This window comes from Paenibacillus sp. URB8-2 (assembly GCF_013393385.1).
In the GTDB taxonomy this organism is placed as follows: domain Bacteria; phylum Bacillota; class Bacilli; order Paenibacillales; family Paenibacillaceae; genus Paenibacillus_AQ.
Map to the genome: position 1 here is coordinate 4,003,996 of NZ_AP023239.1, position 25,905 is coordinate 4,029,900.

The 25,905-nt window shown below is 54.9% G+C and carries 23 protein-coding genes and 1 other RNA gene; 2 read left to right on the forward strand and 22 right to left on the reverse strand.

Translation table 11 applies throughout. From position 1 onward, the window contains the following. Positions 1–157 precede the first annotated feature (157 nt). Positions 158–652, reverse strand: coding sequence for a YpuI family protein (locus tag PUR_RS18585; RefSeq protein WP_124695703.1), 495 nt, complete (start codon positions 650–652; stop codon positions 158–160). A 190-nt stretch (positions 653–842) separates the two neighbouring features. Between PUR_RS18585 and PUR_RS18590 the strand changes: the two genes are divergently transcribed. Beyond that, entirely contained in the window at positions 843–2,732 is a 1,890-nt protein-coding gene (locus tag PUR_RS18590) for a S8 family peptidase (protein WP_179036529.1), read from the forward strand. An 11-nt stretch (positions 2,733–2,743) separates the two neighbouring features. Here PUR_RS18590 and pdxR read toward each other — a convergent pair whose 3' ends face one another. Then, positions 2,744–4,333: a MocR-like pyridoxine biosynthesis transcription factor PdxR gene (gene pdxR / locus PUR_RS18595; protein ID WP_232101562.1), complete on the reverse strand. Its 1,590-nt coding sequence runs from the start codon at positions 4,331–4,333 to the stop codon at positions 2,744–2,746. A gap of 95 nt (positions 4,334–4,428) precedes the next feature. On the opposite strand from pdxR, the gene PUR_RS18605 reads away from it, so the two are divergent. Continuing rightward, positions 4,429–5,649, forward strand: coding sequence for an aminotransferase-like domain-containing protein (locus PUR_RS18605; protein WP_179036530.1), 1,221 nt, complete (start codon positions 4,429–4,431; stop codon positions 5,647–5,649). Positions 5,650–5,785: 136 nt separating this feature from the next. Here the strand turns inward: PUR_RS18605 and rnpB are convergent. The 20 genes from rnpB to PUR_RS18705 form a co-directional block, all read right to left on the reverse strand. After that, positions 5,786–6,200: RNase P RNA component class A (gene rnpB / locus PUR_RS18610), an RNA gene on the reverse strand. 98 nt (positions 6,201–6,298) lie between these two features. Beyond that, positions 6,299–7,414, reverse strand: coding sequence for a Nif3-like dinuclear metal center hexameric protein (locus tag PUR_RS18615; protein ID WP_179036531.1), 1,116 nt, complete (start codon positions 7,412–7,414; stop codon positions 6,299–6,301). Beyond that, complete coding sequence (locus tag PUR_RS18620; protein ID WP_179036532.1) at positions 7,390–8,169, reverse strand: tRNA (adenine(22)-N(1))-methyltransferase; 780 nt, start codon at positions 8,167–8,169, stop codon at positions 7,390–7,392. Before PUR_RS18620 ends, PUR_RS18615 begins: the two co-directional genes overlap by 25 nt. Next, positions 8,166–8,990 carry a hypothetical protein gene (locus tag PUR_RS18625; protein ID WP_232101563.1) on the reverse strand — a complete coding sequence of 275 codons (825 nt, stop codon included), beginning with the start codon at positions 8,988–8,990 and terminating at the stop codon, positions 8,166–8,168. The genes PUR_RS18620 and PUR_RS18625 overlap by 4 nt, the downstream gene beginning before the upstream one ends. Positions 8,991–9,080: 90 nt before the next feature. Further along, positions 9,081–10,211, reverse strand: a complete 1,131-nt coding sequence (gene rpoD / locus PUR_RS18630) for an RNA polymerase sigma factor RpoD (protein ID WP_124695709.1) — start codon at positions 10,209–10,211, stop codon at positions 9,081–9,083. Positions 10,212–10,251: 40 nt separating this feature from the next. After that, the gene (dnaG, locus tag PUR_RS18635; protein ID WP_179036534.1) at positions 10,252–12,072 is read right to left on the reverse strand and encodes a DNA primase; all 1,821 of its coding nucleotides are present in this window, start codon (positions 12,070–12,072) and stop codon (positions 10,252–10,254) included. Between the two features lie 40 nt (positions 12,073–12,112). After that, positions 12,113–12,568 carry a YaiI/YqxD family protein gene (locus PUR_RS18640; RefSeq protein WP_232101564.1) on the reverse strand — a complete coding sequence of 152 codons (456 nt, stop codon included), beginning with the start codon at positions 12,566–12,568 and terminating at the stop codon, positions 12,113–12,115. 239 nt (positions 12,569–12,807) lie between these two features. Beyond that, the gene (glyS, locus tag PUR_RS18645) at positions 12,808–14,883 is read right to left on the reverse strand and encodes a glycine--tRNA ligase subunit beta (RefSeq protein WP_179036536.1); all 2,076 of its coding nucleotides are present in this window, start codon (positions 14,881–14,883) and stop codon (positions 12,808–12,810) included. Next, positions 14,876–15,763: a glycine--tRNA ligase subunit alpha gene (glyQ, locus tag PUR_RS18650; protein ID WP_124695713.1), complete on the reverse strand. Its 888-nt coding sequence runs from the start codon at positions 15,761–15,763 to the stop codon at positions 14,876–14,878. The genes glyS and glyQ overlap by 8 nt, the downstream gene beginning before the upstream one ends. Before the next feature lie 488 nt (positions 15,764–16,251). Further along, on the reverse strand, positions 16,252–17,007 hold the full coding sequence (recO, locus tag PUR_RS18655) for a DNA repair protein RecO (protein ID WP_179036537.1): 756 nt from the start codon (positions 17,005–17,007) through the stop codon (positions 16,252–16,254). A 36-nt stretch (positions 17,008–17,043) separates the two neighbouring features. Next, on the reverse strand, positions 17,044–17,187 hold the full coding sequence (locus PUR_RS18660) for a YqzL family protein (RefSeq protein ID WP_124695715.1): 144 nt from the start codon (positions 17,185–17,187) through the stop codon (positions 17,044–17,046). A 103-nt stretch (positions 17,188–17,290) separates the two neighbouring features. Next, positions 17,291–18,184, reverse strand: coding sequence for a GTPase Era (gene era / locus PUR_RS18665; RefSeq protein ID WP_179036538.1), 894 nt, complete (start codon positions 18,182–18,184; stop codon positions 17,291–17,293). 570 nt (positions 18,185–18,754) lie between these two features. Continuing rightward, positions 18,755–19,174 (reverse strand): cytidine deaminase, encoded by a 420-nt coding sequence (locus PUR_RS18670; RefSeq protein ID WP_179036539.1) that lies wholly within the window; start codon positions 19,172–19,174, stop codon positions 18,755–18,757. 256 nt (positions 19,175–19,430) lie between these two features. Further along, a complete protein-coding gene (locus tag PUR_RS18675; protein WP_179036540.1) occupies positions 19,431–19,826 on the reverse strand; it encodes a diacylglycerol kinase in 396 nt (131 codons plus the stop codon). Then, positions 19,826–20,320, reverse strand: coding sequence for an rRNA maturation RNase YbeY (ybeY, locus tag PUR_RS18680; protein ID WP_179036541.1), 495 nt, complete (start codon positions 20,318–20,320; stop codon positions 19,826–19,828). Before ybeY ends, PUR_RS18675 begins: the two co-directional genes overlap by 1 nt. After that, a complete protein-coding gene (locus tag PUR_RS18685; protein ID WP_179036542.1) occupies positions 20,317–22,578 on the reverse strand; it encodes an HD family phosphohydrolase in 2,262 nt (753 codons plus the stop codon). Before PUR_RS18685 ends, ybeY begins: the two co-directional genes overlap by 4 nt. 14 nt (positions 22,579–22,592) lie before the next feature. Next, positions 22,593–23,564, reverse strand: coding sequence for a PhoH family protein (locus PUR_RS18690; RefSeq protein ID WP_179036543.1), 972 nt, complete (start codon positions 23,562–23,564; stop codon positions 22,593–22,595). A 6-nt stretch (positions 23,565–23,570) separates the two neighbouring features. After that, complete coding sequence (gene yqfD, locus PUR_RS18695) at positions 23,571–24,761, reverse strand: sporulation protein YqfD (protein ID WP_179036544.1); 1,191 nt, start codon at positions 24,759–24,761, stop codon at positions 23,571–23,573. Next, the gene (yqfC, locus tag PUR_RS18700) at positions 24,758–25,051 is read right to left on the reverse strand and encodes a sporulation protein YqfC (protein ID WP_124695723.1); all 294 of its coding nucleotides are present in this window, start codon (positions 25,049–25,051) and stop codon (positions 24,758–24,760) included. Before yqfC ends, yqfD begins: the two co-directional genes overlap by 4 nt. A gap of 244 nt (positions 25,052–25,295) precedes the next feature. After that, entirely contained in the window at positions 25,296–25,904 is a 609-nt protein-coding gene (locus tag PUR_RS18705; RefSeq protein WP_179036545.1) for a hypothetical protein, read from the reverse strand. Position 25,905: the final 1 nt, after the last annotated feature.

A 25,905-nucleotide genomic window follows, 5' to 3' on the forward strand; every position in this document is an offset into this window, starting at 1 on the left:
CTCGAGTTCATTATGTCCTTCCGGCTGCGCCGCTATACGGCTGGGGAGCTCCCAAATGTGGACAGTCCGGAAGAACTTTGTAATCCAAGGATGTGATTGTATGAGAATGAAAAAAGCCTCCCGCGCACTTAACATGCAACCGGGAGACTTTGGAGGGTTATACTTGATTTTGCATACGTCGTTCGGTCAAATAATCGTTCTCGTAATACGTAAGGTCATCCCGCAGTTCTTCATACACCTTGGTAATGTCCAGAATGATATCGCGCGCCGGACGAACCGGCTTTTTGCGGAAGCGAATGGCATCTTGTCCGGTATAGGCATAACGGCCGTCTTCCGAGTAGCTTTCATTCTTCGGATAAAAGAAGTTGTTGACGCCAAAATGATAAACGTTATAAAGCGCTTTTTGCGCAAAATCCTCATTAAACGTGGCACGGCGGAGTGCAACTCCCAGCTTCTCATACGACATCTCGGAGAATACCAGCAAATGGCGGAGATCGGACAGAAATCCTTGGTAAAAATGCGTCAATTCTTCGTCCTGCTCGGGCGAGAGCTGCGGCAAAGCGTAGTGGTTCAGGAACGCCTCCATTTTCTCGATGGCATATTTAAGCTTTTCTCTCGTCGTTTCGCACAATTTCTGAACATTGGCTGACATGGCGGTAGCTCCCCCTTATTGTCGTTGGCTTTAATTTCATTTGCCTGCTGTTACATTCCTTGCAATTCAATCGTTTTCATGTCTATCCTATCACAAAATAATGAACGGCGGTATCCTTTTTAAGCATGCATAAATCCGGCTGCTGTCTCCCATTCTAACCTTATTACATTGCCAGGGAGGAGCGGAAATTATGTCCCGTAAAAATATAGCCATCGCCGGTCTGCTCACCGCGGTCTGCGCTTCCGTGCTTGTGCTGAGCCTGACTTCGCGTCCCGAAACGGGTCCAATCGGGCGACGTCAAGGAAACGAGCGTCCCCCACAGGAGCATTCCCTGAAAAAGACCGCCTTGGTACAGGATGTGTACGCCACGGAGAGGCTGAACCGCGTCGACGCGGGCAGAGATTTGCGCGCGATGCTCACGGGAACGGCAGGAAAGTCGCCGCGTGATGTTGCATTATATGCGGAAAGCTTGCAGCGCAGCCACGGGCATATTGCCATGCTGATGTGGATTGATTTTTCTTCGGGAACGGTCAAAACGTTCAAATCGGTTCCGCCGGACGGCACACGCGAGCAGCAGCAGCGGCTTCGTCAGTATCTGAATGCCGCCAAGTCGGCCGTGAAAAAGCATCAAGCCTACGAATCGCCTTCATTTGCCGTCGGTGAGCGCAAATACTTCGTTATGAGCCAGCGGAGCTCGGATGGAAAGATCGGCGTTCTCGCCCTGATTGACCAGACCGTGCTGAACCGGGTGGCGGAGCATCAGCGCAAAAATCTTCGCCTCATTCCCTACCCCAAGGAAGGCAAATTCCGCATCGAGTCCGTGCATGCCGACACGCTGCGTGACATCACCGTCAAGACCGGTCATGACAACGAGAACGCGAGCCATTATTACGAGAATGAAATCGTTGTCCGGTTCAGGGACGGGCATCCGAGGTCAAGCCAGCTTCAGACGATATCCGCAGACATTCACTGTGCTGCGCCCCGCAAGCTGGGCTATGCTTACATTTTCCGCTCCTCCGATATGACCTACTCTCAGCTAAAGACGTATTTTTACTATAAGTGGCAGCCGCTGTATACGGAACCGCACTATATGTACTTAACCAATGATGCGGAGGGTGAAAATACAGCCGAGGTGGTAACGCCGAACGATCTGCTGTTCTCCGACTATCAATGGAATTTGCCGGCAATCGAAACAAGCCGGGGATGGAATTTATCCAAAGGAAGCAACAAAGTCACAGTCGCGGTAGTCGACACCGGCGTTCAGGCCGACCATCCCGACCTAAAAGGACAACTGCTCCCCGGATATAATGCCATTACCAAAAAAGGGAAACCGGATGACGATGTAGGCCATGGCACCCATGTCTGCGGCATTATCGGAGCCTTGGTCAACAATAGTGAGGGTGTGGCGGGCATCAGCTGGTTCAACAAAATTTTGCCCGTCAAAGTGCTGGACAGCACCGGAGCCGGCACTACCTATTCCGTTGCCGAGGGCATTATCTGGGCGGCGGATCACGGGGCCAAGGTCATTAACCTCAGCCTGGGCAATTATGCCGATTCGCAGTTCCTGCACGATGCAATCAAGTACGCCTACGACCGGGACGTCCTGCTCGTATCCGCCTCCGGCAACGACAACACGGAACGCCCCGGTTACCCTGCGGCATACCCCGAGGTGTTGGCTGTCGCCGCGACGAACGCTTCGGGTGAGAGAGCGTCCTTTTCCAACTACGGCGATTATATCGATGTTTCCGCGCCCGGCGAGAGCATTGCCAGTACGTATACGGGCAGCCAGTACGCCGCGCTGTCGGGGACTTCAATGGCCAGTCCGCATGCCGCCGCCCTCGCCGGTCTGGTTCGTTCGCTGAACCCGGATCTGTCGAACAAAGAGGTAATGGATCTCATGACCAAGAACACCGTCGATCTTGGCACCCCGGGCCATGACAAATATTTCGGCTGGGGGCAGGTGGACATCTACAAAACGCTGCAGGCTGCATCCGGCGGCGAGGTTCCTCTGGAGCTGTGGCCGCAGCATGTCAGGGAGAAAATCAACTTGCTGGAACGCAGACTGAAAGCCAAGCCGTAAATAGCGGCCGGTCATCTCGTTGTTCCGGTCATGGATTCCTTCAGCAGCGGCATCAGAAGCAGCAGTCCGCGTTCCATTTGCTCTTCCTCCATTTGCGCATAGCAGAGCCGGATATAGTTTGTCGAAGGTTCGCCGACATGGCATACATTTCCGGTCAGAAAAGAGATGCCCAGCCGCGACGCCCTTCTGTACAGCTCCCCGACATGGACCGAATGCGGCAGCTCCAGCCACAAATTGAGTCCGCCTTCGGGGAGTCTCCATTTTACCCCCTGAGGCGCATGACGTTTCAGGAGCTTTGCCGCTCTTTCCATCCGGGACCGCAGCGCGGACCGCAATCCCTTCATATAGACGTCATATCGGTCCGAAATGAACGGGAGCACCGCAAGCTGGATCAGCAGCGGACCGCCAAGATCGCTGGCCGCCTTGGCGGCGGTCAGCCGTTCGAGGATATCGCCTTCGGCGGCGACGCAGGCCATCCGGCAGCCCGGGGCAAGCACTTTGCTGAAGCTTTTCATGTAGACAACATGCCCATCCCTGTCCATACTCTTGATGGATGGCGGAGGGGGAGAATGAAAATACAGATCGGAAAAAGGATCGTCCTCCACAATGAGACAGCGGTAGCTGCGGGCAAGTTCCAGCAGCCGCTGTCTTCTTTCCATGCTCATCGTTGCCCCGCTCGGATTCTGGAACGTAGGCACCGTATAAATCAGCTTGGGCGGACGCCGGTCGCACAGCTTCGTCAGCAGGTCGATGCGCATGCCGTCTTCATCCATGGGAACGGATATCATCTCCGCCCCCCTTCCCGCAAACACATCGATGGCTCCCGTATAGCTGGGCTCTTCCAGGTATACCGCATCGCCAGGACCAATAAATGTTCGGGCCACCAGATCGATTCCCTGCTGGGTTCCGCTCGTAATCATCAGACTTGCGGCAGACAGCGAAATGCCGCGCGTCCGCAGATGCCTGGTCATCACTTCCCGCAGCTCCAGATCCCCTTGAAAATTACCGTAGGCCGACATCAGTTCCGGCCGCTTCGCCACAAGCATCGTCATCGCCTCGCCGATTTCCTTCAGGGGAAGCAGTCCGGAATGAATGGCTGCCAGATGGAAAGAATATTCCGCCTCGGAATAGTCAAAATTCCGCCAGAGCTGCGCCCTCGGCAAATAATCTTCAAAGTCTTCCTGCCATCCGAATCTCTTCCTTGTTCCGGTCTTTTCCTGTCCAGCGTTCAGGCCCGGAATCGGGCTTCGGCCGCGCTCGCCCTCCCCGTTATTCCCGTTCTTCTTTCCGGCATCATGCTTCCAATTCCCGGCCCGTCCGGCTTTTCCTGTACGGTATTCCTCATCCTCGCGATTTCCGTCTTTCGCCGGGGAGACAAAGCAGCCGAGGCCGTGGCGGCGAACGATCCGCCCTCGCCGTTCCAGGTCGGCGTACGCTTTGCTGACCGTCACCTGGCTGACGCCGAGCGAGACCGCCAGCTTCCTTACGGAGGGCAGCCTCATTCCCGGCTGAAGCAGTCCGGAAGCTATGCGCTGTCCGAGCGCCTCGCTGATCTGCAGCGGGAGCGGCTTGCCGCCGGTTCGGCATAATTCGATATGCATCGTCAGGTCGCCTCCACTGTTATATTCGCATCTTTACTGTTATACTGCTCTGCCGCTATGATACCATCAAATCACTGGGTAAGGAGCAAAATAGCATGAATATTGTTTATTCCACTATGGCGCAACATCTCGGCTCGTCGGCCGTACGCGATATTCTGAAACTGACTCAAGGGAGTGATGTTATCTCATTGGCCGGCGGACTGCCGGCGGAGGAGCTGTTTCCCCTCGAAGCGGTTCGTGAAGCTTACAACCGGGTTCTTTCCGGACACACCTCCGTACTGCAGTACGGCCTGACCGAAGGCTATGCCCCGCTCCGCGAAAAAGTCGCGGCAAGGCTGGCCCGGCAGAGAATCTCGGTATCTTCGGCCGAAGTGGTGCTGACCACCGGCTCCCAGCAATCAATCGACCTGCTGTGCAGAATGCTGCTTGACCCCGGCGACACCGTTCTCGTCGAATCGCCGACCTATCTGGCCGCGCTTCAGGTGCTGGGTTCCTACCGCGCCAATATCGTGGCGGTCGCCAGCGACAAGGACGGCATGCTCCCGGACGATCTGGAGCATAAGCTCCGGCTCCACCGCCCCAAGCTGCTGTATGCCGTTCCAACCTTCGGCAACCCCACGGGGGCGACCTGGAGCGAAAGCCGCAGACGCAGCGTTGTAGAGCTGTGCCGACGCACCGGCACGCTCATTCTGGAGGATAATCCCTACGGCGAAATCGCGTTTGCCGGGGGAGACAGAACCGGACTTCCGCCGCTCGCAGCCATCGACGGCGAAATGGGAGGCGGCGCCGTCGTTTACACCGGCACTTTCTCCAAGATTGTCGCCCCGGCCCTGCGCACAGGCTGGATCGCGGGCAGCCGGGAGCTTGTCTCCACGGTCGCAAGAGCCAAGCAGGCGGCCGACCTGCATTCCAGCACCATCGACCAGCGCGCCCTGGATGAGCTGCTGTCGGGATATGACCTTGACGGTCATATCGCCGCCATTTCCAGAGAGTACGCAGCTAGGATGAAGGCACTCTCTTCCGAGCTGCGGTCCCGGAATTGGAAGGGCGCCCATTGGGAAGAGCCTCAGGGAGGCATGTTCCTGTGGCTGACGTTGGACAAGACAGTCAATACGGCGGAGCTGCTGCCGCTGGCCGTCGCCCGCGGCGTTGCCTTCGTGCCGGGTGAGGTGTTCTATCCAGGTGAACCGGATCGCAGCACCATGCGGCTAAACTTCACCCATACGCCGCCGCATCTGCTGCCGCTGGCCGTGAAACGGCTGGGAGAAGCGCTGGAAGAATGGAGCGGCAGACAGCTGGAATCCTTGCTCCCCTGAAGCCTCTGTAAAGGACCTTTTCTATATGCATTTCAAGTAGCTATTGCAGTTAAAAAGCGGCGGCGCTTCCGGTTTCCCGGATGCGCCGCCGCTTATGACGTGCGATAGACTTGTCTGATATTAGGTGTTGCCAGTTTAGGAAAGTTTGCCGTAAGCCGGGTTCTGTGCTCTTTGTGGTATTGACGGGAACTACCCTCCCACTGTGAGCGACAATCATCTATCTAGGCCGTACATTGCTGCACAGCTCCAGCGACCAACCCGAACGCGCCTCAGGCGAAGGCTGCCTCCTCCTTGCGGAATCGGCCGCGTTCCATTAGGTCTTGCTCCAGGTGGGGTTTACCAGGAACGAAGTCACCAGCGTTCCTCGGGGTCTCTTACACCTCGGTTCCACCCTTGCCTGTGCCGCCTGCAAGCAAGCGGCCATCGGCGGTCCATTTCTGTGGCACTATCCTTCGGCTCGCGCCGACTGGACGTTATCCAGCACCCTGCCTTATGGAGCCCGGACTTTCCTCCCGCGGCTCAAGGCCGCCGGCGATTGTCTGTCAAACTTTCCGAACAACATTGTATATTATACAGACTGCACAGTCTCAGTACAAGTGTAAAGATTACCCTTTTTCCGGTGAAGTGCTCTCAGAATTCTCTTAGCTAATTAGGTAAATTGGAACGGCTCCGTATTGACTTCCGAAGCAAAGACCTGAGTTCCGTACTTATGCTCCGCCAGCTTGGCCTTGATCCATTCGGCCACCTTTTCCTTCATAATCTTCTCGGCGTTATGGCCGGGATCGATCAGCGCGACGCCGGCCATCAGCGCATCCTGCGCCGTATGGTAGTCGATATCGCCCGTGACCAGCACATCGGCGCCGCGGAAGATCGCGCTGCCAAGGAATTTTCCGCCCGATCCGCCAAGCACGGCGGCTTTGCGGACAGGCCGGTCCAAGTCCCCCACCACGCGCACCTTGTCTACGTTCAAACCGGTTTTTACGGTTTCCACGAGCTGCCCCAGAGTTGTCGGCTCTTTAAGCTTGCCAACCCGGCCCAGTCCGAAGCTGCGGCCTTTGAGATCCATGGAATAGAGGTCATAGGCGACTTCCTCGTAAGGATGGGCCTTTAGCATCGCCTGAATGACCTTGGTGCGGATGCCGAGGGGGACGATCGTCTCAATCCGGATTTCCTCCGCCCGCTCCATTTTGCCCTGTTGGCCGATGAACGGGTCGGTTCCTTCGCGGGGAACGAACGTGCCGTAGCCCTCAATGTTGAAGCTGCAATGGCTGTAATTGCCGATCCACCCCGCCCCGGCGTTCAGGACGGCATCCAGCACCTTCTGATGATGGTCCTTCGGCACGAAGACGACGAGCTTGGACAGCTGTTCGGTATGAATATCCTTCAGTGGAGCGCCATTCTCAATGCCGAGCGCCTCGGCCATCCAATCATTCATGCCGCCCTCGGTCACATCCAGGTTCGTATGGCTGATATAGACGGCGATATCGTTCTTGATCAGCTTCTCGTACAACCGTCCCATAGGCGTATCCGTCTGCAGCTGCTGCAGAGGCCGGAAAATAATCGCGTGATGCGCAATAATGAGATTGCAGCCGCGGGATATCGCCTCCTCCACGACCTCGTCGTTCACATCAAGCGCAACCAGAACGCCGGTGATTTCTTTTTGCAGGCTGCCGAGCTGCAGGCCGATTTTGTCGCCTTCCTCCGCCACATGCTTCGGAGCAAGCTGCTCCATGTATTGAATTACGGTTTGTCCTTTGGCAAGCATGCCAGCACCTCCGTGATCTCTTCGATGAATTCCCCGATCTCCGAGCTTTTGCTTTCGGCAGATTCCTGCTCCGAGTGCGAGAGCGACTTTCGGATACGCTCCAGCTTCGATATTTCGTCCTGCCATTTGGCAAAAAAGACCGGGCTTGGCTGCCTGATCAGCCAAGGTCCCATATTCAGCAGCAGATCCATGCGGTACGGGCGTTCCCCTCCGGCCTTCGCCGCATCAGCATACAGGCGTTCGTTGGTTACGCCCGTCTCCATGTCTTCCGGCACAGCCGTGAGGACTTCATACCGTTTGCCGTCCTCTTCAAGAAGAGTTTCGGCGGTCAGCACCCAGCTGTTATCCAGCAGCCACCGGCGAAGGATATCCTCGCCGACGTTCGGCTGAAGCAGCAGAGTCCTTACACCCCCCAGCTTGCCTTCCAACGAGCCCCGGTTCAGAATCGAGGCAATGAGAGCGCCGCCCATGCCCGCAATTGTGATACAGTCCGCTTCTTCCGGCCGCAGCACCTCCAGCCCGTCCCCGCGGCGGACGGATATACGATCCGTCAGTCCCGCATCCTGCACAGCCTTTTGGGCCGCGCGGAACGGTCCAGGGTTCACCTCCCCGGCCACCGCGCTTGCGGCCCGTCCGGACTGCACGGCGGCTAACGGAAGCAGCGCATGGTCTGAGCCGATATCGGCCAATTTACAACCGCGCGGAATTTGTTCCAGCAGCAGTCCCAGTCTTTGCGATAATTTGACGTTGTTCATGTAGCCACCCACGCAATCCATTTTTTTCGAAAAAGAAACAGCGCCGTAAGTTCGGCCGCGATTTTGCCGATCAACAGCAGAGAAATCCACGCCGGGTAATCCCGCCGCAGCAGCAGGCTGTCTATTTCGGGCATGAGCCACAGCAACACGCCGACTCCGAAATAGACACCGGAAACGCCTTTTACCCTATGGTACAGCAGCCAGCTCAGCCAGATCATCAGCACGCATAGCGGTAGCCAGAGCAGTTGCAGTTCCAAAACCCCCGCCTCCGGACGAACCCTGCCCGCGAAACCCGCGTACAGTAGACAGAGTGCTCCGTATCCGCTGAAATGAAGCAGGCCGATCCGAAGCACAAAGCCAAGAATGATCCAGAGCAGCCCGCAAGCTCCCACGAAAATCGGAATCGAAATCCCACCATCCAAATTATGGAGAAAGATCATCCATAAGCCGAAGCCCAGTGTCAGAAAACTGCCGATTCCCGCCAGAGACAGGCCGATTACCGGCATTTTGTTCCTCAATAAACCGGCATATCCATAGCATACCACAAGCACCGAGACTGCTGTCGCAAGTTGCAAACCCCAGGGAAAAACGCTAAAATAAAAACCAATTAACAAAATCAAGGAAATAATTCCAAAAGAAAACATCCATATTTTAATACTTCCCTGCTGCAAATTATCCAGCGTTATCGGATTTCTATTGTTTACCGTGCCTTCATCATTGTATAAATTGGTCAGAAAATCGCAGTACTGTTCCGGAAGGAGCTTGGTACGGCGCCAGTACTGAATTTCTTTTAAAATAATGTCACGCTTCTCCACATTCAACGGCTCTTATCCCTCTTTTCAGGCGGTCCCTATGGCAAATAGACAAAAGGACCTCCTGCCGCATGCAGCAGAAGGTCCTTGAAAAGCCGTTTATTCCAGAAAATCCTTAAGCCGTTTGCTGCGGCTCGGATGGCGCAGTTTGCGCAAAGCCTTGGCTTCGATCTGGCGAATCCGTTCCCGGGTAACGCCGAATACTTTGCCGACTTCCTCCAGCGTTCTCGTCCGGCCGTCATCGAGGCCAAAGCGCAGGCGAAGCACATTCTCCTCACGCTCGGTCAGCGTATCGAGCACATCCTCCAGCTGCTCCTTGAGCAGTTCGTAAGCGGCTGCGTCCGCAGGGGCAAGCGCCTCCTGATCTTCGATAAAATCGCCCAAATGGGAATCGTCTTCCTCACCGATCGGGGTTTCCAGCGATACCGGCTCCTGGGCAATCTTCATGATTTCCCGTACCTTCTCTACGCTAAGCTCCATTTCGGCCGCAATTTCTTCCGGCGTGGGTTCGCGCCCCAGCTCTTGAAGCAGCTGACGGGACACGCGGATCAGCTTGTTAATCGTTTCCACCATATGAACGGGAATACGAATGGTCCGCGCTTGGTCGGCAATGGCGCGGGTGATGGCCTGCCGGATCCACCAGGTTGCGTACGTACTGAATTTGAAGCCTTTGTTGTGGTCGAATTTCTCCACCGCTTTAATTAGGCCCATATTGCCTTCCTGAATGAGATCGAGGAACAGCATGCCCCGGCCTACATAACGCTTCGCGATGCTGACAACCAGCCGCAAATTCGCTTCGGCCAGACGGCGCTTCGCTTCTTCGTCGCCGTTCTTGATCCGCATGGCCAGTTCAACCTCGTCGTCGGCCGACAACAGCGGCACCCGTCCGATTTCTTTCAGGTACATGCGGACGGGGTCGTTAATTTTGATTCCGGGCGGAAGCGACAAATCATCGTCAAAGCTGAAATCGTCGCTGTCTCCGCTCTCATTCTCGTCATTCGGACGAAGCGTCACTTCCTCGTCGTTGTCGTTAACGACTTCAATCCCCAAATCACTGAGCTGCTCATAAAATTCATCCATTTGCTCGGGGTCCTGATCAAATGGCGACAGTTTCTCCATAATATCTTTAATATTCAGTGAAGATCTTTTCTTGCCAGACTCAATAAGCTGATCTTTAACCTGGTCGAGCGTAAATTCCGTCTCCAGTTCGGTATGCTGTTCGTTCGCCATTATTCGACTCCCTCCTCCCTAGGTACATCCTGTCAATCGTTCACTGTCTGTCTAGGGCTATAATCTCACTTGCTATTTGTGCCGCACGCAAAAAATCACCGGCTTTTTCTGCCTCAATCATTTCTTCCCGTTTCTTATCCATCATGCGCTGCACGGGGTATTTCCGCACTTCGCGGATATAATCGTCCAGCACCTGCGGACTCCAGTCCGGCGGCGATTCCATCATTGAAATGGAGGCCGCGATCTTCTCCAGCCGGTCGTCCTGCAGCGAGGACAGAAACCGGCTGATATCCGGCTGCTTGCCTTGCGCATAATAGGCGTATAGATAAGCGGCAATTGCCGCATGATCATCGATGTTGAAATCTTCTCCCAGATGTTCATTAACATATGCGGCGGCGTCACCATCCTGAAACATCAGGGACAGCAGACTCCGTTCCGCTGCGTGGTAAGCCGGCAGCAGGGCTCTTGCCTGGATCCGCTCTTTTTTATGCCTACCATTATTCCACCTTTTATCGTTATTATCCCCTTCGGGAATGTTTTTTTGCATCGAAGCCCTGAGCAAATTGCAATCCTGCTTCAAGCTGTCATAGCTCAGTTCCAGCTCGGAGGCAATTTCCTTCAGATATACTTCTCTTTCCGTAGAGGAATGAAGGGATGCGATTACTTGCAGCGCCTCCTTGACATAGGCGATTTTGCCGTCTTCCTCTAGGAGTATATGGTTTTTTTTCAGATATATAAGCTTAAATTTCACGGTCGAAACCGCAGACTCAATGATCTGTTCCCTGAAGCGCTCTCCCCCGTACTCCGACACGAACTCGTCTGGGTCCATGCCTCCGGGCAGCACCGCCACCTTGACGCGCAAGTCCACGGCTTCGAGCATCGAAAGGGTCTTGATCGCCGCAGTTTGTCCCGCCCGGTCTCCGTCATAAGCGATTACGACTTCGTCGGCCAATGCCTTTATCATCGACGCATGGTTCTCCGTAAGCGAAGTCCCCATAGTCGCGACGCCGTTATGCACACCCGATTCCCAAGCCGAAATGACATCCCCGTATCCTTCAAAAAGAACGATTTGCCGCGTTTTGCGGATGGATGCTTTGGATTGGTGCAGATTGTACAGAATCCGGCTTTTGTTAAAGAGCTTGCTCTCCGGGGAATTTATATACTTCGGCTGTCCTTCCCCAAGAATTCTACCGGCAAAAGCCACTACTTTACCGGCACGGTTCGCAATCGGAAAAATAATCCGGCCGCGAAAACGGTCGATATAGCCTTTGCCCTCACTTCTGGCCGACAGCAGGCCGCCTCTCTCCATTTCGGCGAGGTCAAAATTACGTCTTTCCAGAAACTGCAGAAGCGTATCCCAGCGGTCCGGGGCAAATCCGATCTGGAATTGGTCGATCATTTTATCGCTGAATTTCCGGGATCTTAAATAATCCATGGCGGCTTTGCCGTGTTCCGTATTCTTCAGCAGATAATGATAGAACTTCGCAGACCATTCATACGCCTGGAGCAGCCGGTCGATTTCCGGGTTGTGCGCAGACTGAATGCCTCCCGCGCCTTCCGGCACCGGAATGTCACTTTCTTCGGCCATGATTTTAACGGCTTCGGGAAAGGATAACCCTTCGATTTCCATCCTGAATTTGATGGCATTTCCGCCCATGCCGCAGCCGAAGCAATGAAACACTCCACGATCCGGAGTTACTGTGAAGGAAGGGGTGCTTTCCGAATGGAACGGGCAGAGGCCCCATAAATATTTCCCCCGCTTGGTCAGATGGACAACCTTTCCTACGGTATCGACAATATCATGCCGCGCCAGCACGCTTTCGATAACTTCCTCGGGAATATTGCCGTGTCCGCTTGCCACTAACAACCACCTTCATCTCTTGACAAATAAATAATATTCGCTACAGCTGAACATTCTCCTGCAATAAATTCAAAAGTTTTGTCAGTTTATGTTGAAAAAAATTTCGGTCCTCCGCGGTAAACGGTTTTGGGCCTTTGGAGTGACGGCCTCTTCTGCGCTCTTTCGCCCTTGCATGCCTTCCTTCCAGCATCATATCCATGTTGGTCTCGTCGTATGTCTGTCCCCTGAAGGATAGGACATGGCATCCTTTCGCAAGCGCCAGAGCCGCCAGGCCGTAGTCGCCTGTCAGCACGACATCCCCGGGCTTGATATGGTTGGCGATGTAAAGATCGGCGCTTTGATCGCTGTTGTCCACACGGACGACCGCGACGCCTTCTCCGCCGCGAAGCTCATGGGCGTAAGACGACACCATCATTACCGGAACGCCGCAAGCACGGGCGATGTCCGCCGTTTCCTTCTTGACCGGACAGGCGTCCGCGTCGACCACTATAGTCATTCCCTGAGCATCCGAGCTGTTCATAGGCTGTCACCGTTTCCCGTGTAATATATATACGCGCCTATCCCCAAAAATCCTTCCGTCTTCTTCCGAATCTTTAAAAAGCATAAAATACGGAACGAAAGCCGCAAGCTTACGCTTTTGGCGCCGTTCCGTATATTTATACCCTAAACCGGCGTTCTATACCACCAGGCTGACATTTTCTTCATGAATAGCCCTATTATCGGCTAAATGACAAGCTACCAGACCAGTTTGCTGAAGTCAGCAAAGTTCTTCAAATCGGCGTCAATGCCTGCCAGCAGCGAAAGCCGGTTCGCCCGCACCCGTTCATCCTCGGCCATGACCATGACGGAATCGAAGAAGACGGTTATCGCATCGCTAAGACCAGCCAGCAGCGTGAGCGCCTCAGCCGCATTATCCGCTTCCAGCGCTTTTTGGTACGGCGTGTGCAGCGACTGCCAGGTTTCGTACAGCGCGCTTTCGGCCGCTTCACCCAGGAGCGCGGAATCCAGAACGGCACCGGCAGCTTTGGCCGCCAGATTGCTAACCCGGTTGAAGGAATCCACTGTATTCTTGAAATTCTCCTTGGACTCTACAGCATCCGCGAGCGCCTGACTTCTGGCGACAACGGCAACAATATCGTCGTATCCCGCGGCCATGACCGCGTCGACCACATCATAGCGAACATTGTCCGACAGAAGACGCTTTACGCGCAGTCCGAAGAACTCATACAGGTTTCTACGCAGCTCATCCACTGAAAGTTTCAATTTTCGAGTATTTTCATGAACCTGAACGGCAATTTCGAAGATTTCGTTCAAGCCGACCGGAAGCCCCCGCTCCAGTACGATCTGTACAATGCCCGCGGTCTGGCGGCGCAACGCATAAGGGTCCTGTGAGCCGGTTGGAATAATGCCGATGGAAAAGCAGCCGACGATCGTATCAATTTTGTCGGCAATGCTCACAATCGCGCCGGCTTCCGTAGACGGAATGGCATCTCCGGCAAAACGCGGCTGATAGTGCTCGAAGATCGCCTTGGCCACCTGCTCGTCCTCACACGATTTGCGCGCATAATCCTCGCCCATCGTTCCCTGAAGCTCCGGAAATTCGTACACCATCTGGGTAACCAGATCGAATTTGCAGATATCCGCTGCACGGCTAACTTGAGCGGCCGCCTCCGGTGCCGTCTGCAGCTTGCCAGCCAGGCTGTCCGCGATTTGGCGGATGCGGCGGACCTTGTCGGCGACGCTGCCGAGTTCTTCATGGTAAACAATGTTTTCGAGCTTGGCGAGCGCATCCTCAATCTTAAGCTTCTGATCTTCTTCATAGAAGAACTTCGCATCCGACAGACGGGCGCGCAGCACCTTCTCGTTCCCTTTGGCGATGGTCTCCAGATGTTCGGCATTTCCGTTGCGTACGGTAACGAAATACGGAAGAAGTGTGCCTTCGGCATCCAGTACGGGGAAGTACCGCTGGTGCTCACGCATCGAAGTAATCAGCACTTCCTGCGGAATATTCAGGAAAGCCGGATCGAACGTTCCGAACAGTACCGTCGGCGTTTCCACCAGGAACAGCACTTCTTCCAGCAGGTCGTCCTTGATTGCAATCGTCCAGCTTTTATCTGAGGCAAGCTTGTTGATTTGTTCAAGTATCAGAGCCTCACGTTCCTTCACATCGGCAATGACATGCTGGGACCGCAGGCTTTCTACATAATCGGCAGGCTGTCCGATGACAGCTTCCTGCCCGAGGAACCGATGGCCGCGGCTGACATTGCCGGTTTTGACGCCCGTAATTTCAAAGTTGATAGTGTCGCTGCCGAACAGCGCGACCAGCCAGCGGATCGGACGAACGAACTTGAAATCATACGCTCCCCAGCGCATATTCTTCGGGAACGTCATCGCGTTTACAATTCCGGTTAGCCCTTCGGCAAGCAGGGAAGAAGTGTCTATACCTTCGCTGTTCTTGGTAGCATAAATATATTCGACTCCGCCCAGTTCCTTAAAAGTGAACTGTTCGGGAGAAACTCCCTGGCTGCGGGCGAATCCAAACGCCGCTTTGCTCCACTCGCCGGCCGCGTCAAGCGCGATTTTGCGGGAAGGCCCTTTGACTTCTTCGCTGACATCCGCTTGTCTTTCGGCTACATCCTTTACAATAACGGCCAGACGCCGCGGCGTTGCGTACGACTTCACTTCCCCGTGCTCAAGGCGGGAAGCATCCAGCCATTTTGTCATTCTGTCCTGAAGCTGCTCCATCGCCGCCCGGATAAACCGCGCGGGGATTTCTTCCAGCCCGATTTCAAACAGCAAATCCTTAGCCAAGCTGAACACCTTCTTTCTTCAGCAGCGGGAAGCCGAGCTTCTCGCGCTCTTCCACGTAAGTCGCCGCCACCTGGCGGGCCAGATTGCGCACTCTTGTAATAAAACCTGTTCGCTCCGTCACGCTGATTGCGCCCCGGGCGTCCAGCAGGTTGAACGTATGCGAACATTTCAGCACATAGTCATAGGCGGGGAATACGAGATGGCGGTCCATCGCCCGGCGTGCTTCCGCTTCATACGTATTGAAGAGCCCAAACAGCATGCTCACGTCTGAAACTTCGAAGGTGTAAGTGGAATGCTCCACCTCCGGCTGATGGAACACGTCGCCGTACGTCAAGCCGTCCACCCATTCCAGTTCGAACACGTTCTCCTTTTCCTGAATATAGGAAGCGAGACGCTCCATGCCATAGGTGATTTCAACCGAAACCGGGCTGGTCTCGATGCCGCCCACCTGCTGAAAATAGGTGAACTGCGTAATTTCCATTCCGTCCAGCCATACCTCCCAGCCGAGTCCCGCGCAGCCAAGCGACGGATTCTCCCAGTTATCCTCGACGAACCGGATATCATGCTGCAGCGGATCAACGCCCAGCGCCTTCAGGCTGTCCAGATAAATCTCCTGAATGTTATCCGGGGATGGTTTGATAATAACCTGATACTGATGATGCTGATATAGACGGTTCGGGTTCTCTCCGTAACGTCCGTCGGAAGGACGGCGGGACGGCTCGACATAGGCGACCTTCCACGGCTCGGGTCCGAGCGAACGCAGGAATGTCATCGGGTTCATCGTGCCTGCGCCTTTTTCCGTGTCGTACGGCTGAACGATAATGCAGTTCTGTTTCGACCAGAACTCATTCAGCGTCAAAATCATCTGCTGAAAATTCATGTTACCGACTCCTTCGCTTAAAGTTTGAGCACTGCCGAAATTCGCGGTTTTTGGGACCGGCGAACTTAACGCCCGGCAAAACGCCTTGCGATGGAGGCGGTGTTTCTATGCCGGAAGAGAAAAGATTATCCCTTTCCAGACCAAAAAGCTCCCGCCCCCATGCCTGAAATTCAGACATAGGGACGAGAGCCAATCCTATTCTCCCGCGGTTCCACCCTACTTGATTCCGTTCTTCACTGACTGCTGCCGGTGCTGACGAAATCCACTTTTCATGCTGCCGCTCCGCACTCCCGGGTGCCGTTTCATGATCGCTGCTTTACCGGGCTCTCACCGTCCCCGGCTCGCTATTTCAAGCAATCGCTCACTACTTTCCCGTTCTACATGCGTGCCGGCTCAGCCGGCGGCGGCCTTCTCGTTATTTGCCTTTGGTAAGGCATATTTCAACAAGAAGAAACTGTTCCCTATATTAACGGAAAATCCGGCGTTCGTCAAATATTGTATTTATCGAGCTGATCCAGAAAATTCTGCGACTTCAGCCGAAGACCCAACTGGGTATCCATGAACGCCCGCATGTTTTTTTTCAACTCTGCCCGTGTACTCTCCTTGACGTCGACATTGCCCAGACGGGTGAGATCCAGGGCAGCGAACAGACGGAGGAGCTTTAATGCGCGGGGCGAAACCTCCATTGCCGGCGGATCATTGTGGCGGCAGCTTCGGCACAAAGCGCCGCCCAGCCGGGGACTGAGCAGCAACTCATTGTCCGGCTTCTCCCGACCACAGGCGACACAGGAATCAAGCTGCGGACCGTAGCCGGCCGCCTGGAGTATTTTCATCTCGAATACATTGATAATAACTCCCGGGTCCTTCCCCTCTTCCAGCGCGTCCAAGCAGGCTGACAGCTGCCGGAACCAGAAGCTCCCCGTCTCCTCATCATGCAGCACCCGGTCCAGCAGCTCGCAGGCATATGAGCCGTAGGCGGCTTTAATCAGATCTTCCCTGATGGGATGATGGGAGTTCATAATCTCGCCGGAATTCAGCGTACCGAGCCCTCCGTTATTCCTGAAAAAAACATATTGCCCTAACGTAAACGGCTGGATCAGGGCAGCATGGCGGCTTTTTACTTTTTTGGCTCCCCGGACGAGAACACCTACCTTACCCGCGTTTTCGGTGCAAAGCGTAATGATTGCATTCCCCTCGCCGTAGTCCATACTGCGGATGACGATCCCTTCCACCCTGTGTAGCATGCCTCTTCCCCCAACCACTCGGCAAGCAACCAGTCTTTATTGCGCTTCTTCGTCATAGACCTGCTCTTCTTCCGCCGGGCTCTCAGCCGCCAGATTCAGCGGTTCTCCCGCTTCCCGGTACAGCAGATAAGCATCGACATCACCAGTCATTGCAAAATACTTCCACGAAAAATCTCGCATTCGTATTTATCCCCCTTCGCAAAACACGATGTCTTCACAAAGTAGGATGTGCGATGGAACGGGTTCTATCCTTGCAATTACTGGCAGTCGATTGTGATGAAGATCACAGGTCTTTGTGAAAGCCCAAATCGCGCAGTACGCGTTCGTGGTTACGCCAGTCTTTTTTCACCTTTACCCAAAGCTCCAGAAACGTCTTGGACCCCAGCAGATTCTCAATATCGGTACGGGCCCTTCTGCCGACTTCTTTCAGCATGGCGCCTTGTTTGCCGATGATAATCCCTTTTTGCGAATCCCGTTCGACAAAAATAACAGCGGAGATATGCACCACTCCGTTCGGCTCTGCGCGCATATCCTCAATGGCCACCGCAATGGAATGCGGCACTTCCTCGCGGGTCATGTGCAGAATCTTCTCGCGGATCAGCTCGGCGATAACGAACTGCTCCGGATGGTCGGTCACCTGATCCTCCGGATAATACTGCGGACCTTCCGGCAGGTATTTCTGCAATTGGTCCAGCAGTGTATTTACATTGCTGCCTACCTTGGCGGAAATCGGAACGATCTCGGCAAAATCATGCAGCTTGCTGTATTCCGTGATCATCGGCAGCAGCGCCTCGGGCTCCAGCTTGTCGATCTTGTTCATCACCAGAATAACAGGCGTCTTGAGTCCCTGAAGCTGCTCGGCAATAAAACGGTCGCCTCCGCCAAGGCCCTCGGCGGCGTCAATCAGAAACAGCACCGCCTCAACCTCGCCGAGCGTGCTCATTGCCATCTGGTTCATGTAATCGCCCAGCTTGGACTGGCGTTTATGGATGCCGGGCGTATCGAGGAAGACGATTTGCGAACCGTTCGTTGTATACACCCCGTGAATTTTGTTGCGGGTCGTCTGCGGCTTGTCTGACATGATGGCGATTTTCTGCCCGATGACTTGATTCATCAGTGTCGATTTCCCTACATTGGGTCTGCCGATAATGGCGACAAAACCCGATTTGAATGACATATAATCTCAACCTTTCTAAAATCGTTTTCGATCCCCCTAAATCCCCCTTAGCCATAGCTTAGGCTTCCGAAGAGAGTTTCCCTGAAGGAAACTTGCAGGACCCCAAGGGCCCGCCCTCTGGACACCCGGAAATGGGCGTGCCTGCTACGGTTGGAGAGATGAAGGGGAATGCGGCGAATGACACGCTTACGTTCCCTGCGGTCGCCCGCTCCGGTTTGCGCCGGGAAGAGCGGTGCGTAGAGTGACGAGCGGCTGTGTACGGAAAGACTCCGTGCGGGTAATCGCTGGCGGCTTCGCCGCTTCGCTTACGCTTGCGCCGACATAAGCGCATTACTGCGGCGGGGTTTCTTCCACTGCCTGCGGACAATCGCTGGCGGCTTCGCCGCTTCGCTTACGCTTGCGCGGACACGTGCGTGCTACTGCGGCTGGGTTCCTTCTACTGCCTGCGAGCAATCGCTGGCGACTTTGCCGCTTCGCTTACGCTTGCGCGAACACGTGCGTGCTAATGCGGCGGGGTTCCTTCCACTGCCTGCGGGCAACGCTGGCGGCTTCGCCGCTTCGCTTACGCACTTACTCCGAAGCTTGTCCCTGTTTTAGCTCGTCGGGGCCGAAAGCGCCGGGGAGCAGCTCGCGAACCGTTGTCTCGCGAATGTCCCCTTTCATATTGCCCAAGATAACCTTCATATCGGGATCGCACAGCTCCACGATTACCTGCCGGCAAGCGCCGCAAGGGGTAATCGGCAGGTCGGTGTCACCTACAACGGCAAGCGCTTTAAAGGTGCCGCGTTTATGACCTTGGCCCACGGCGCTGAAGAGAGCGGTGCGCTCCGCGCAATTGGTGACGCTGTAGGCGGCGTTCTCAATATTGCAGCCATGATGAATCTGACCGTCCTGGTCCAGCAGAGCGGCGCCGACACCGAAACGGGAGTACGGAATATAAGCTTTCGCTCGGGCTTTGATCGCCTCTTGCAGCAGCGTGATGGAATCCATAGTTGTCCTCCTAAAAGTTTTGTTAGCTTAGACTCCCTTGAATGTTCTTCGGCAAAACTTGCTTCGGAAGCGTTACTTAGTTTTGTTAGCATAGGCTCCCTTGAGTATTCTTCGGCAAAACTTGCTTCGGATGGAAGCAGGCCTTAGACCTTGAGAACGGGCTGATCAGCGATACAAAAAAAGCGGAACAAAGACAAAGATGGCGGAACCGCCTAACGGCTTATCCGCCTTTTCCGCCTGTAAAGTTGTAGTTCGATTATGACATAAATGCTGCAATCCAGTCTATCACCGGATGGTAAAAAACATAAATACCCGCGATAACGGCAAACGCCGCTGTCAGGAACACGGCTCCCGCAGCGGTGTCCTTGGCCGCCTTGGCCAAGGGGTGGATTTCCGGCGACACAAGGTCGACTACCGACTCGATTGCCGTATTGAGCAGCTCTGCCGCCAGCACAAGCGTGATGGCCAGCAGAAGCAGCATCCAATCGCCCGGCGGGACGCGAAAGAGCGCGGCAAGCAGCAGAACGAGGACGGCGAAGCCGGTATGCACTCTCATATTCTGTTCGGTCCGGAAGGCCTGTCTGATCCCCTGGGCCGCATACCAAAAGGACTTCCAAAATCGTTTGGGGCCTGCCGCCGTATTTTTGGGCATCAGCGGGTCAACCCTACCTGTGACAGCACCTGCTCCTGCTTGCCCATCATTTCCGCCTCGGAAGCCTCATCCTGATGGTCGTATCCCAGCAAGTGGAGAAATCCGTGCACGAACAAAAAACCCAGCTCCCGCTCCAGCGAGTGGCCATAATCGTCCGCCTGCTCCTTGGCACGGGTGACGGAAATAATGATATCGCCGAGCATATCGGGAATTCCTTCCGATTCCTCCTCGTCTACCTCATAGATGATTTCAGGCTCGTCCTCTCCGGATTCGTTCAGCGCGAAGGACAGCACATCGGTGGGGCGATCGATGCCGCGGTACTCCCTGTTCAGCTCATGAATCCGTTCATTGTCGACAAAAGTCAGATCCACCTCGCCGCTGCCGACTCCTTCCAGCTTACCCGCTTTTTTCAGAATGTCTTCCAGCAGCGAGATCAGCCGATCGTCGATTTCCATTTCATCTTGCTCATTGTTCCAAACCAGCTGCAGGCTCATGCGTTAATGGCCCCTTCCTCTTTTTTCGGCTTTTTCACTTCCTCCGGATATTCGATACGCGAATGGAAGATGCCCATCACCGTTTCTTTCAGTGTCCGGGCGATAATGTCCAGCTCTTTCAGCGTCAGATCGCATTCGTCGAATTGATGATCGTCCAGCCGGCTCTTGATAATTTTCTCGATCATCGTCTCCACCTGGTTTACCGTAGGGCTGCGCAAGGAACGGACGGCCGCCTCCACGCTGTCGGCTATGCCGATTACGGCGGATTCCTTGGACTGCGCCTTCGGACCGGGGTAGCGGAAATCGTCTTCGGTGAAATCGGGCTGGGTGCCTTTTTCCTCCGCCTGTTTCAGGGCCTTATGGTAAAAATAATGCAGGAACGTAGTGCCGTGATGCTGCTCCGCGATATCTCTAATGGGCTTGGGCAGCTTGTATTCCTTCAGCATCTCCACTCCGTCGCGAGCATGGGCGATAATAATCGATTTGCTCAGCTTCAGTTCGATGGAATCATGCGGATTCTCCATATTGTTCTGGTTCTCGATAAAATAGAACGGGCGCTTCGTCTTTCCGATATCGTGATAATACGAACCGACCCGGCAGAGCAGGCCGTCCGCTCCGATCGCCTCGGCCGCCGCCTCCGACAGATTGCCGACCATTACGCTGTGATGATACGTGCCCGGCGTTTCCGTCAGCAGCTTGCGCAGCAGCGGATGGTTCGGGTTGGACAGCTCAACAAGCTTGAGCGCAGACAGAATACCGAATGTCGATTCAAAAAAGGGCATAAGACCGATAACCAATACAACCGTCAGCAGACCGCCGGCAAAAGCGAAACCGATGGCGTACAGCGTATGAATCTGCTGCCATGCGCCGCCTCCGAGCAAATTGATCATAAAGACAACGAGCGAACCGAACAGGCAGACCATGATGCCGCCTTTAAGCAGCGTCGTGCGCTGCCCTGCCCGATGAGTTGCGAATACGGCCACATACGATACGACCAGCGCAAAGAAACCAAAATTGAAATCAAAAATCGTATTCTGCTGCACATTCAAAATAATGCTGGCCAATGCGGCAAACAGAATGGAGCAGAAGTAGGCAAGCGTGATATCCAGCAGCAGCGCGACCAGCATCGCCCCGATGGCTACCGGCGCCAGAAATCCCATAAACGGCCGCGTATCGGTCTGCAGGAACGCCGCCAGCCGCAAAGAGATAATCGTAATCAGAAAGACAATCACCAGCATCAGAAGCTGGGAGTTGTTGTATTTGAAGCCGGAAGAGCCGGAGGTTCCAGACTGTCGGATAAACATCAGCAGGCCTACCGACAGGATTCCCGCGAGCATGAGCAGTCCGAGCTGCGGCCAGTAGTTGATATTGTTGCGCAAAAGGCCATTCTCGTCCAGCAGCTGATACAGCTCCGGTGTGATGCGTTGTCCTTTGGCCACAAGCACTTCACCCTGCTCAATATATACAGGAGGTGTATTCTCTCGGGCCTGCACTTCCGCTTCCTTCGTCGCGTCCTCATCGTAGAATTTATTGGCCGTGATTGCAGCGCGCGCCAGTTCCTGGACCACTTCCCGGGCAGTGCGCTGGGTGAGTGAGCTGATGCTGACCTGCTCCGCCACCTTGGCGCGGGCGGCGTTAGCATCGGAAATCTGGTCATTCATCAGCCGGCTGACGATATCCCGGGCCACGGGCTTCATCTCGATGATGTCCTGCGAGGTCAGCCGGGGTATTTTGATATACGTCTCTTCCGGGATGGAATAGGCCTGCTCCTTGATTACCTTCTGCATTTCATTCAACAAATTGTCCGAGTAAGCTCCGTTGCTTCGGCTCGACGCTACAAAACCAAGAACGAAATCATTCGCCCTCTGCGGAATCTCTTCCCGGTAAATGGAAGTCTTGTCGCTTTGGGAAATGGTATCGTCCTGATTGAGGCGGTCGATGCGATCCAGCAGAGAGGTGACGAGGTTCTCCGACCGGAGCGGGATAATTTGATATTTGGGCTGAACGTTCTCGGCGGCTTGTTCCTGCGCCTTCAGCGTCGCCTTTTTATCCAGAATTTGCATCGGCGCCACAATTTCCTTGGCACTGTTCGTTTCTTCTTTGATGTCATACCGTTTTGGGAGCAGATCCGGAGACAGACTGAAATAAACCAGAATGCCTAGCAGCAGAAATAGAGCATAGCGCGTAACGGCGCTATACTTCCATCCGCTCACATTGTATGAGAATCCGCTGAATTTCGACGGTTGTTTTGAAGCCATGGTGACAGTCCCCTTTATTCAAGGTTTTCGGCTGAATGTTCATAAGCAACGATGATTTTCTGCACCAGGGAATGCCGCACTACATCCTGCTCCGCAAAATAAACGAACCCGATATCCTCAATGGAGGACAAAATCGTATTCGCCTCGATGAGGCCCGATTTCTTTCCCCGGGGCAGGTCGATTTGAGTCACGTCGCCCGTGATTACCATTTTCGAGCCGAAGCCGAGCCGGGTCAAGAACATCTTCATCTGTTCCGGCGTCGTATTCTGGGCTTCATCGAGAATAATAAACGAGTCGTCAAGCGTGCGGCCGCGCATATATGCCAGAGGCGCAATCTCGATCAGTCCGCGCTCCAGCGCCTTGGCTACCTGATCGGGACCCATTACGTCATATAGGGCGTCGTACAGAGGCCGAAGATACGGGTCTACCTTCTCCTGCAGATCTCCCGGCAGAAAACCGAGGCTTTCTCCCGCTTCAACGGCTGGGCGGGTCAGGACGATGCGCTTGACAGATCCTTCCTTCAGGGCGGAGACGGCCAGTACGACCGCAAGATACGTCTTCCCCGTGCCTGCCGGGCCGATGCCGAATACGATGTCCCGTTTCTTGATCGTCGTTACATAATGTTTCTGTCCGATCGTCTTGACCCGGATCGGCTTGCCGCGGAATGTCGTAGTGATTTCGCCCTTGAACAGATCCAGCAGCTGATCGGCGCGGAAATCCTTAGCCAGCTCTACGGCATACTGCACATCCCGCTCGCTCAGGATATACCCGCTCCGGACAAGGGAGAGCAGCGAATGAAACAGCTGCGCCAGCATGTCCACTTCCCTTTCCCCGCCGAACACCGTCAGCTCGGCTTCGCGCGAGTCTATTCGAGCGGGAATTTCTCTCTCGATCAGCTTTAAGAATCCGTCCTGTGGGCCGAAAAGCGCCAGCGCTTCTCCCGCATTTTGCAAAGATATGCTTATACTTGCAGTCTTATCTGACAAATAGCCTCATTCTCCTCGGTTGTATACTATCGGAAGCTCTTCCGTGATTCTTTCTTCCACCTCAAAAAGCACTTTCATATAAACTTTACCATTCTCTTTCTTCTCATGCAAAATTTTTTGGCTTTTAATGACACTGTCGCTGCCGTAACGGGCAGCAATATCGGCCTCCGCGCGGGCCAGCCCTTCTTGTTTTGCCGCCTGCGGCGTCAACGTTTCGACAGTCTCCCTGACTTCCATTTCTTTCTCCGTCATCCAGCCGAACGGCAGCCGGGTGCCCCGCCAGGTCAGCGGATCAAGCTCGGTCAGCGTGCGAGACTCTTCAAAAGGCGATTTGCCGTAACCCCACAGTTGGACCGCCCTGTTGCCGAGAACGAGGAAGCTTCGGTCCTTCCGCTCCCCGGTATAGGCGGTATTCTTTTTTTGCAGCGGAACCTCAATATTGTACTCATGCCATACAAGCCCCTTGACTTCACCTTTGGCAACAACCGCCTGCATATTTGCCTCATCGCCAATAATCCCGGAAATGAGAATATCCCCTTTCTTCACTCTCGCGTTGCGCTGAACCACGGGCCTGCCCTGTTCGGCGTAGATGTCGGAAATCACCGCATCGGTGCGGCTGATGAGATGGCGCGGACTGTTCAGCGGCTTTGCCTCTGGGAGGGCGGCTTCGACAATCTGGATTTTCACCGTTGTTCCGTTCCGCTCGACTCCAACCCAGGATACGCCCGGAAGCCGCGCCGCCAGGTGCTTGGAGAGCTTGTCCGGAGAATCCATGCGCCAAATCCACTGATAGGGATAAATCCCTTCCTGCCGGGCGGCATCCAGCACGTCCTCCGATGCCAGGCGGTTATTCCCCTCTACCCGGACGGTCCAGACCAGAGAGCACAGCAAAACCAAAACAATGCCGAACAGCAGCAGGCCCGCGGCAAAAAAACTCCGTTTCCACAGCCTTGCCGCCACGAACGGCAGTCCGATCCGTCCCGTAATATGCATCCTGCAGCCTGTCTGCTTCAGCAGCGGCCGGAGAGCGTAGAAATCGTTCAGCAGCAGCCGGAGACTGACTCCGCTTTCAGTCGCTTTGACATTCCATATGACAATCCCGGCTTCGGTGACGGCATTAATCAGCCCTTCCGTCCGATCGCCGGATATATGCAGCGCAACAGTCCCCCGAAGCCATGACAGTGGCGGTTCCTTCATCGGTTCTCCCCGCTTTCCTTATATCTGATTTCCCCGATCACGCCCTCCACCGCCAGCTCCCTTCCCAGAATGGAAGTGATGACGAGCCCTTCTCCGGCGATTTCGAGCGATCCCTTCGCAAGCTTCAGCGTCAGCTGGCCGGGGGAAAAATTCAGTACGCCTTTATGATTCTCTATTACCATTTCCTTGTTTCCGATGAGGGTGATCCGGGGCATGTCGCTCAGCAGGTCCTGCGGCAAATCCAGCATCCCGTTTGTCCATCCCCGCAGACTGCGGCCAATCCGGGTCATATGTAGACGCCCCCCCTTCCTGTACTGTACACCTTATGCGGGAAGTCGCTGTTTTATGAAAGCCGGGAGGCTTGAAATCACTAGGAAAGGAGTTCGCCAAAAAAGAAAAACGGGTGACCGCCGCACCCAAGAAACCGCCATCCTTTCAGAGATGAACGAATTCTATTTTGCGGACGATACACCCGTTTTGAGACATCTTCGTACATTCGGTTGAAATTTAAAAAGAGGCGGAAAGGCGCGCTTCTCACAATCCGCCGGGACGGCGGGAGCCCAAGGACCTGCGGGAGCGCGGAGGACCGAGAATTTCCGCCCAGATAAGCCCGCTGCGCAGATCGCCGCCAAGAGCCTCCCGCTTGCGTGCAGACGAAGCCGAAGCGCTGCCGGATGATGCCCGTCCGGTTCCGCCGCTTCCCATATCGTCGGAAATCCGGTCCAGCGCGCGGTGTACGCGTTCCAGTTCGCGCCGCATGCGCTCCTGCCGGACCTCGACTCCGTCCTCTTCTTCAGGCTGCTCCAGCGATGCCCCTTCGCCCGACTCGTAATCCGGAGTCGGAAAGAGGGCTGGCTCGGGGAACGCCGGTGCCGTGTCGGACTCACGGCCTTCATCCATCCGTTCCGACTGCCGGGATGAAGGTGCTGGAACAGGGAAGCCGCTGCCCTGCGATTCCGCTGCTCCGCCCCTTTCGGGCAGTCCGGACCCTTGACGGCGCAGGGGACCATCGCCCGAACCGCTGCCAAAAGGCGGCATTCCACCGCGTGGCAATCTTCCATTTTTATTTTTATTTTTGTTCGCCTTATTGGCCTGGGACACAATCGCAAAAATAATGACCGCAATGACATAGATCCAGCTCATG

What these genes read in the sequence shown, in the direction of transcription:
- PUR_RS18585 (WP_124695703.1), bottom strand. Translation starts at nt 652, where the DNA reads ATGTCAGCCAATGTTCAGAAATTGTGCGAAACGACGAGAGAAAAGCTT.
- PUR_RS18590 (WP_179036529.1), top strand. Translation starts at nt 843, where the DNA reads ATGTCCCGTAAAAATATAGCCATCGCCGGTCTGCTCACCGCGGTCTGC.
- pdxR (WP_232101562.1), bottom strand. Translation starts at nt 4,333, where the DNA reads ATGCATATCGAATTATGCCGAACCGGCGGCAAGCCGCTCCCGCTGCAG.
- PUR_RS18605 (WP_179036530.1), top strand. Translation starts at nt 4,429, where the DNA reads ATGAATATTGTTTATTCCACTATGGCGCAACATCTCGGCTCGTCGGCC.
- PUR_RS18615 (WP_179036531.1), bottom strand. Translation starts at nt 7,414, where the DNA reads ATGCTTGCCAAAGGACAAACCGTAATTCAATACATGGAGCAGCTTGCT.
- PUR_RS18620 (WP_179036532.1), bottom strand. Translation starts at nt 8,169, where the DNA reads ATGAACAACGTCAAATTATCGCAAAGACTGGGACTGCTGCTGGAACAA.
- rpoD (WP_124695709.1), bottom strand. Translation starts at nt 10,211, where the DNA reads ATGGCGAACGAACAGCATACCGAACTGGAGACGGAATTTACGCTCGAC.
- PUR_RS18640 (WP_232101564.1), bottom strand. Translation starts at nt 12,568, where the DNA reads ATGACTATAGTGGTCGACGCGGACGCCTGTCCGGTCAAGAAGGAAACG.
- glyQ (WP_124695713.1), bottom strand. Translation starts at nt 15,763, where the DNA reads ATGAATTTTCAGCAGATGATTTTGACGCTGAATGAGTTCTGGTCGAAA.
- recO (WP_179036537.1), bottom strand. Translation starts at nt 17,007, where the DNA reads ATGCTACACAGGGTGGAAGGGATCGTCATCCGCAGTATGGACTACGGC.
- PUR_RS18660 (WP_124695715.1), bottom strand. Translation starts at nt 17,187, where the DNA reads ATGCGAGATTTTTCGTGGAAGTATTTTGCAATGACTGGTGATGTCGAT.
- era (WP_179036538.1), bottom strand. Translation starts at nt 18,184, where the DNA reads ATGTCATTCAAATCGGGTTTTGTCGCCATTATCGGCAGACCCAATGTA.
- PUR_RS18670 (WP_179036539.1), bottom strand. Translation starts at nt 19,174, where the DNA reads ATGGATTCCATCACGCTGCTGCAAGAGGCGATCAAAGCCCGAGCGAAA.
- PUR_RS18675 (WP_179036540.1), bottom strand. Translation starts at nt 19,826, where the DNA reads ATGCCCAAAAATACGGCGGCAGGCCCCAAACGATTTTGGAAGTCCTTT.
- ybeY (WP_179036541.1), bottom strand. Translation starts at nt 20,320, where the DNA reads ATGAGCCTGCAGCTGGTTTGGAACAATGAGCAAGATGAAATGGAAATC.
- PUR_RS18685 (WP_179036542.1), bottom strand. Translation starts at nt 22,578, where the DNA reads ATGGCTTCAAAACAACCGTCGAAATTCAGCGGATTCTCATACAATGTG.
- yqfD (WP_179036544.1), bottom strand. Translation starts at nt 24,761, where the DNA reads ATGAAGGAACCGCCACTGTCATGGCTTCGGGGGACTGTTGCGCTGCAT.
- yqfC (WP_124695723.1), bottom strand. Translation starts at nt 25,051, where the DNA reads ATGACCCGGATTGGCCGCAGTCTGCGGGGATGGACAAACGGGATGCTG.
- PUR_RS18705 (WP_179036545.1), bottom strand. Translation starts at nt 25,904, where the DNA reads ATGAGCTGGATCTATGTCATTGCGGTCATTATTTTTGCGATTGTGTCC.